The sequence below is a fragment of the Pedobacter sp. 01T416_2 genome (genome assembly GCF_056398925.1).
Map to the genome: position 1 here is coordinate 1 of NZ_JBFTQI010000218.1, position 7,930 is coordinate 7,930.

Below are 7,930 nucleotides of genomic sequence, written 5' to 3' on the forward strand. Positions count from 1 at the left end.
TACCAACACAGTATTCACCAAAGCATATATTCCGAGAAGCTTCTGTGGCGATAAATATTTCATCATATAGGCCCCTGATAACCGTCCGATCCAGAAAAGGCCCATCCCCCCGATTGCAAGAATAAGAGATGCTGCCTGTTCCGGGTTTTTAGGTTTAAACACCTCGCCAAACCAACCTAAATGCTGCATGATATCTTTAACAGGTCCCATAACATTCGGTATCGTCTCCGTAACATAGTTAATAAAAAAAGAGTTTATTCCAGTCTGAGCAGCTACATACAAAAATTGCGCAATTACAGCTAATACAAAGGCCGGATGCTTCAATAAATTACTCATCGGCGGGTCATCAGCTGTTTCGGTTTCACTAGTTTCCTTTACTTCAGGAAGTTTGAAGAGCATAAAAACAAGCGCAACAACCACAACGATTCCACCGACAATCATGTATGGTTTAACCATCGAATCGAACTTGTCTACCCCAGGTGTATGTTCTGTTCCAAAAATGAATAAGCCGCCCATTAAGGGGCCCAATATCCAGCCTAATCCATTAAAAGACTGCGATATGTTGATCCGTCTGGCAGCATATCCATGAGGTCCTAGAATAGTTGAATAAGGATTTGCCGCAGTTTCCAGACAGGCCAGCCCGCATGCCAGTACAAATAAGGCCAGTAGAAAAGGAATAAACGCCTGTAGTTTAGCTGCAGGATAAAAAAGAAAGGCACCAATGGCAAATAAAGCCAGTCCTAAAATGATTCCTTTTTGATATCCGAACCGCTTCATGAACAATCCTGCCGGTACAGCCATGGCCAGGTAGCCTATATATAATGAAAATTGTATGAAACCTGATTGTGCTTTTGATACATGCAGTATATTCTGAAAATGTTTATCCAGCACATCCAACAAGCCATGTGCAAACCCCCACAATAGGAATAGGCTGCATATAAGAATAAAGGGCATAAGATAACTCTTGCCGGTTTCTGTCCTGAACAGTGAAATTGATTTTTTATTCATCATATTTACTTAACTATAATAATGGTCCATAAAATTTATATGCTGCTGTAATCCGATACTTCAGTGCCCATTCCAAATGAGGACCATGCGGAAAGGTGAAAGATATCGCTTGAAGCAACGACCCATACCTAAACACCCTGCAACTGCTTTGGCCATACTCATTGCGGCATGGTTATGATGATATTCGCAACAAAAGCCTTTCATGATACTCAATTGAAGTGTGTCTGATTTTTTTTATGTTTTTTGCCTGAAATTTGTATGCCCAGATATCAAAACCCAATATGCTTACACGTTTAAGCTAAATGGGATAAAAAAAATGCCGGGGCACTTCGGTTTAAATGGTTTATAATTTGATCGTTAATCAAACTTAAGCTTAAACGTTTAAACAAACAAATATTTTTTTTTAGTTTTTCACAGCTTATTATGATATTCCCTGTTCTGACACCAGTAATTGCAACTTGAGCTAATTCTTTTTAACAGTGGCAGCACTTGATTGTCTTATAATTAATTTAGACGCTATGCTTACCTGCATATTGGCGCTTTTTTTATCAGAAATGTTTTTAAGTAAGATCTGAACGGCCTTTTTGCCCATTTCAAGTAATGGCTGTTCTATATAGGTCAGGGGAGAATAAAAGAAATCAAAAGCTTCACTCTCATCAAAACATACAATAGCCACATCATCGGGAACTTTATAGTTTAGCTTATTTAAAGATTTTAATCCTTTTAGTGTAAGCGTGTTTGTAGCGAAGAACAGTGCATCTATTGTAGGGTTTTGAGCAAAAAATTCGCGGATGCCCGCCTCTACTTCTTCTTGACCAGCATTGAAATCAACCATTTTGACCAAGGGGATTTTTGTCTTTAACTGTTTACTGTCTTTAATTGCATCAATGTAGCCCTGCTTTCTATCCAGCATATGAGCCAGATCTGTTTGATAAGCGATCATGCCGATATTTGTCTTTCCGGCTTCAATTAAATGGCTCACAGCCTGATAAGAAGCCTCATAATTGTTGGTCACGACACAATTGGTATCCAGCCCCTTAAAATACCGGTCTATCAGCACCAGTGGAATATTGTTCTTTAAAATCGCTTCAATCTGGTCTTGTGAATTTTCTGCCGGTGCAATAATGAAACCATCAACCTGTCTTTCGGTTAAAATATTAATCAGGTTTTGAGATTTTTTCGCATTTTCATCCGCACTCGCAAAAATCACGGTATAGTTAAATTTCTTTGCCTCATCCTCAATATTCCTCGCAAGATTGCCGAAGAACGGATTGGAAATATCTGCTACAATTAATCCAAAAGTATACGATTTTCCTGTTTTCAAGCTTTTGGCTATCTGATTTGGCTGATAACCCATTTTCACCGCTGTATCTCTTATTACTTGTGCGATTTCTTTTCCAACACGTGCTTCTTTTTCCTTATTATTTAACACGTATGAAACCAGGGCGGTAGAAACGCCTACAGTTTGTGCTATATCTTTGATGGAAACCTTCTTACTCATCCTGTAAAGATATGCTTAATCGATTAACATAAAAATCTCGAGACAATAGATTTTTCCCCTTGCGATATTGTTCAAGTATTTGCTCCTTTTTGATCAAAACTCTGGTATCCAATTGATTGAGCAACATGTTGGTGATCAGATTCGCCCTTGTCCGGACTTTTTGAACTTCTAATAGCACAAGATTTGTTTTTCCCTGTTCATTTAAAGCTTCTGCAAGCATTAGCAGAACATCTGCATAACGGATAACAATCCAATTGTTGTCCCCTTCGTTGCGGGCTAAAACATCTTTGTCCTGGCCTACGAAATACTAAATAAACAATTGGATGTATTTACGGATATCAAATCGGTCTTTCACAAATTTGATACACCGGAAAAGCGGGAATTTATTGACTAGCAGCTCACCGAATTGCTYGCCTTTTTCTTGCGAAAAAATGAATATTTTGGTATTTCCAGAAAACAAAAAAGCATGTAAACATTTAATTTACAGGCTTTTAGTTAAATTTAAAACTATTTTCGCGGAATGGACGGGACTTGAATCCTATCCATAAACCTCTTATAAATAATGCTTTAATGTATTTATTAATAGCATGCTCACTATATGCTCACTATTATTCTGCAACTATTTGTCTGTAATCGACTTCACTGTAAGCTCCCTTGTTTTTCAGACCACTCAAAAGTATAATTTTGTCCTCAAATTTCCTGCAATAAATCGATGGGAGATTTGAAGTTCAATGCTTGATGTGGTCGATGGTAATTACAGTCCTATCGTCTCAGTTAAAAAACACAATTGGCCATTTCAATATTATTTGATGTTTATCTGGATTATTTTTTGTTGGTATTTTTCTTTATCGGTAGGAATTATTACCCTGAACAAACCAAAACCATCGACTATTTTTCCAATTATTTTAGCACCATAACAACTAACTACATCAGTACCCACCAACAATTTAAAGTCATACGTACTGCCGCTTTTTCCTTCAACTTCAATTTTAAAAGAATTACCGTCAAGCTGTTGTTTGAGTATTCTGAAACCTTTCGATTCACTCATTAGTTCTGGTTTAACAAAATTGGCTAAAGTTGATACACCTTCTTTCGCTAATTGAATACTAATTTCTGTATGACCATTAACGTTCACGTTTTCATTAAGTTTTACATCCAAATATTCCTTGTTATCCATAATTGTATAATTAACTTTTTTTCCATTCACTACGATCTGTTCGATTTTAGAGCCCAAAGGAAGCGTTGGTATAAAATTTAGTTTAAAATCTTGCTTAGATATCAGGTTGTAGACCAAAACTGTATTTGATTGTTTTTTAAATTTGAATACGAAACTATTTTTTCCAAATTTAACATTTTCAGCCTCAAACCATTTCCAATCAAAAGGCAACCTAGGAGCTAAAGTGACTATATTTGTCAACGCATCCGGGTGATACCCCAACATCCCTTCAAAAATAGGTTGTAACACCATTGTTTCTGACCAACATTGATGAGATGTAACCCCGCTTGTACTATAGGTATTCCCATTCATTACCTCTACGGCATTACCCATTGAAAAGTCCTTATAATTTGACAAATTGTTCATTATGTTTGTAAAACCTTGATTATATCTACCCGTCTGATATTCGGCAAGTGATGTCCAACCTGTGAATAAAGGCCAAATACTGCCAAAGTGGTAACTCCTTGGGTCATACAATTGATTTTTATAGCTAATCATACGGGTCCCCCAATCAGCCGAAAAAGAGTTTGAAGCAAATGCTTCAGTCATTATTTTTGCGCGATCCTTATTCAATACATCAAAATAAACCGGCACTGTCGTAAGTATAATGAAATCTTTGGTATATGAACCATCACGGTATTTCCCATAATTATAGTACTTGTCTTTATTCCAAAACCCCTCAATGGCGTTCATTACTTTTTTTGAATCGGCCAAGTAACCTTGGGCTTGAACCTCTTTGTTTATTCCTTTGGCCAAATATCCAGCATCTCGCAAGGCAGCAGCCCAAATGCCAGACAAATAGAATTCAGTGTGCGCTCCATAAAGCTTTCCACCTTCAAGCCAACCATGGCCAACATTCGATATTTCTATTAGACCATCCCCATCGGTATCTGTCGAATAACAAAAATCAATCGCTTTCTGTATTGCTCCCCAATTTGACTTAACAAATTCGACATCACCCGAATAGCGTAAATAATGAGCAAACAAAACAATAAACAAAGGAGTAGAATCTGATGCGTCATAGTGAACAGAACCACTTGACGTTAATTCATGATAAATTTTACCGTCAACATTTTGAAACTTTATAAACGTTTTCAATACCTCTTTCACCAACTCAAAATTCCCATAATTGTTTACCGCAAAACTCGACCATTCTGCGTCACGTCCAAAATACCATGCATAACCTGGTCTTCCGCTTACTTTTTGTGCACCGTCCCAACCTCTTGCAGTACTTGCAAAACCAGCCATAAGTGACTTGCCAATACCTGGAGTTTTGACTTCAAATTTTGAGGCTCCCAAAATCGCCATTTTATAACCCTCGTTAAAGCCCGGATCAGGAGTGTTTATGTTTACAGTATTTGTCAATAAAGTTTCATAATAAGCTACTGCTTCAATTAGTACATTTTCAGCATTGTTGATATTTTTGGAGTAGTCCATCATTGCTTTAGAAACACCTTCATTCCCTGATGCGAAACAAACATCTAAAGCTGATTTATTTTGAGCATCGGTTTCCACTAAAAAGGCTGTTTGAAGCTTATCCGTTGGGGTTCCTCTCCATTTTCCATTAGCATACTTGAAATCGTCAAACTGACCATCAACAAGTAAATTGCTTTTAGAATTTGAGCCTATAATCGATACAAATTCATCTTTTTTATCCGAAACGACTATTGCATTGTTTTCTCCAGACCACGAGTATTGCAATGAGCCCAACGCCTCTTCATTATAAGGCCACATAAAACGTAAATTGCTTTTGACTGAGTATATCAATCGCTCAATGGCATTGGCATTACTCCATTGATAATGAACTATACCAACGGGTTCTTTTACGCTGGTACTAATAATTTCTTTTAATTGAATGCCATTAGGTAATTCATAGCTACGTATAACCGCTTCCGGACGAACTTCAAATTTGGGGGTAATATTTTTCAACCAACAAATGGTATCGCTCGCTACTAATTTCACACCGACATTAAAATCACGTGCAGACATGACAGGATGTGTCCAAATTTCGTCAATACCCGCTTTTTCTTTTCCAATCAATAAACTACGTCTGCCCGCTAAATCGAAAAAATTGTTTGTTGCCACACGACTTAAAGAAAGCGAGGAAGGCTTAATTTGCCATACTGTGGATGCTTTTAATTTTATTTTACCTATCTTTTTGTCATTTTTCTCAATTTTGCATTCTCCATACGTCCAAAAAAATTGCTTTTCTTTCTCAAATTTACCATCCAGATAATTAATACAATTTTCTGTGAATTGATTTAATTCTTTACGATTAAAATTATCTTGAGCATAGTATGTATATGCACCAACAGCCAATACTTTTCCTTTTCCATAAGGTATCTCCCATAGTAATTTATTTTTCTCATCATAGGAAATGTAAGCCCAATCAATACCTATTATCTTTGAACCCTTTGCATTTGGGAGGTTCTTTTCAAAAAAACCTAACGTCCTCATATTTAGATCTTTTTTGGGGTGCCATACATAAGCTCCACCATGCATATCTGAAAATACAGGGTGACTTCGGAAACCATGAAAACCTAATTTACGCCCAAACCCCTCATCAACAGCGCTACGGTGTCTGATTTCAATAGGGCTTTTTTCAATCCCCCATGTATTAAGTAATTTAACGGCATCAAGCGTCAAAAGTAATTTGCCTCCTTGATTGAGATAGGATTTTATGGATCCCTCCAATTTAATTTCTGAAGGGGTTACTTCTAAAGTATCGGGACGGTGATACCATACTACCTGATATTTTTTAAGATCTAATTTATTCTTTATTACTTCATCAAGAGTAATTTTCTGAATAGTGAAGCTGACTTTACGTGTGTCGAAAAATTTCTGCAAAGCGGCATATTCAACTGTTTGTTCTTGTTTCCCATTCACAAGCAAAGCTACCTTAACAGGAGGACTGATCATACTGGAGAACAGCAATACAATAGCTACTAATGAACTGTATTTTAGAATATTATTCATTTTAATTAATTTAATTTTTACTTTGAACCCATGCTATTCAAAAATTTGTCAAATCGAACTCATTCATAGCCTAATTCAATCTATAACTTTGTCCGATTTGACATTGCAACTTTATCTTTAGCAAATCATATTCAAATAACTTTATTAATCCGTATACTTTACTATTTTGCAKCATCCGTTACACAACGGAAACCCACAGTGGCATTACGTTCAAAACCTTCTGAAACACGCAATAAATATTGACGATAAAATAATTCACGGGGTCCCCCTTGCACATACCACCAGCTAGATGAAGGCAAGAAATAACTTCCACCTTTCATCATGATATAACGATATGTTCCATTATCATATAAATCATTGGTTAACTGCCAAACACTGCCTGTAAGATCCTCTAATCCATAAGGATTTGCCCCTTTAGGATATTTCCCCACCGGATACAGTTTGCCATCTCCCAGATTACAACGATCTGTGTCTATACCTTTAATTTTCCAAACAGACAACGTATTGGTTACAAACTCTTCCACTTTTTGTATTGGTTTATTTTGTACCCAAGGCCAGGCATTTCCCTTTTCTGTCTGGGATGCATATTGCCATTCAATTTCTGTAGGCAAACGTTTGCCAGCCCACTTTGCATAAGCTTTGGCATCTTCGTAAGACACATAGATTACGGGGAAATTTTCTTGTCCACTAGCAATTTTACCGCCAACCCAATGTTTCAAGAAATTATTGGCATCAGACGGTTTATAACCCGTGGCGTCCATAAATTCTTTGTATTGGGCATTTGTCACAGGATATTTATCCATGAAATAGGCAGGCATGCTGATTTTTTCATTTTCCAATGTAGGAGCATCTGGGTAAGGAATAAATGAATCTCCAACCAAATATTTATTACACATAAATTTTCCAGCAGGTATTTTTACCATTCCTTTAGGCGCTTTTTTTACAGGATTTGTGAATTCAACTCTAGAAGCCAATCGAGCAGAACCAGGCTGTATTTTTACAATTCTTTCGTCTATCAGTTCTTCATTCTCGTCAAATGCCTGAACAATAATTTTTCCATGAAAATCCGCAAAATTATCAATCAAATTTATGGTCTGTTTATCCGTCTTGAATTCTTTACACTCTTTATCGTACGATGGCATACCAGCCCAAATACGTATTTTGGTTCCTTGTGTTGATGAAAATGTTAATTGGTCACTTCTCAATTTCACGTTAAGACTATTATGCAA

The 7,930-nt window shown here is 36.7% G+C and carries 4 protein-coding genes and 1 pseudogene; all 5 read right to left on the reverse strand.

The features are described from left to right. On the reverse strand, positions 1-1,011 hold a 1,011-nt coding region (locus tag AC1DPQ_RS11205), incomplete at its 3' end, for an MFS transporter (RefSeq protein ID WP_477609297.1). 460 nt (positions 1,012-1,471) lie between these two features. Further along, positions 1,472-2,509, reverse strand: a complete 1,038-nt coding sequence (locus AC1DPQ_RS11210; protein WP_477585787.1) for a LacI family DNA-binding transcriptional regulator — start codon at positions 2,507-2,509, stop codon at positions 1,472-1,474. Further along, positions 2,502-2,789, reverse strand: a pseudogene (locus tag AC1DPQ_RS11215) (RagB/SusD family nutrient uptake outer membrane protein); the annotation flags it as partial. The pseudogene AC1DPQ_RS11215 and the gene AC1DPQ_RS11210, both read right to left, overlap by 8 nt. A gap of 522 nt (positions 2,790-3,311) precedes the next feature. Beyond that, the gene (locus AC1DPQ_RS11220; RefSeq protein WP_477609299.1) at positions 3,312-6,701 is read right to left on the reverse strand and encodes a GH116 family glycosyl hydrolase; all 3,390 of its coding nucleotides are present in this window, start codon (positions 6,699-6,701) and stop codon (positions 3,312-3,314) included. A gap of 161 nt (positions 6,702-6,862) precedes the next feature. Further along, on the reverse strand, positions 6,863-7,930 hold a 1,068-nt coding region (locus AC1DPQ_RS11225; protein WP_477609301.1), incomplete at its 5' end, for a formylglycine-generating enzyme family protein.